The organism is Flavobacterium sp. U410 (assembly GCF_053570605.1).
Genome location: NZ_JBSEFI010000056.1, coordinates 1 through 687, shown reverse-complemented (window position 1 = coordinate 687; position 687 = coordinate 1). Strand labels below are relative to the sequence as shown.

The following is a 687-nucleotide window of genomic DNA, read 5'->3' as shown; positions in this document are numbered from 1 at the left end:
TCAACCCTTTCAGGCGGATTGCTTATGAACATTCCGGCACCGGTCAATACACTGGGCGGACAGTATAATGACGACGGCAGTACAATAAACGAGTATGACGATGCAGCAACCGCCTCGTTGTGTCATCTGGACTATAGTTTTAGCGATGCGGTGCAGAACGTGAACAATTCCGTAACCAATGAAGATGTAGTAGGTCACTTTGATTTTGACAGCACCTTATCGGGTACGTTAACCAGAGAAGCTAATGCTGTTGTTTTTAATACACAAGATCAAGGAGTAGTATACTATCACGGAACAACAGTAACCGGTAGTATTGCCATAGAACAAACGCCTGATGCTAACGCTTCGGACTATTATACTTTTGGTATATGTCCAAATGATACCGATGGCGACGGCTTGCTGGATATTTACGAAGTAAGTATTGAAAACGGACAGATCGTTTTTACAGATACTGATGGCGACGGCATACCGGATTATTTAGATGTGGATGATGACGGTGACGGAATTTTGACTGCTAACGAAATGCCGGACAACGACAACAACCACGAACCTAACGATGCTTTGGATACCGACGGCGATGGCATACCGAATTATTTAGACGTGGACGATGACGGCGACGGTTATGCCACCTGGGAAACCTTGGAAGGCGGTCCGGGCTTTTTTAACCCACAGTTGCCGGATGATACC

General features: G+C 45.9%; 1 pseudogene. It reads left to right on the top strand.

Features of this window, described 5'->3' with window-relative positions:
- Positions 1 to 159 precede the first annotated feature (159 nt).
- Positions 160 to 687: pseudogene (locus tag ACUSJC_RS16775) on the top strand (hypothetical protein); the annotation flags it as partial.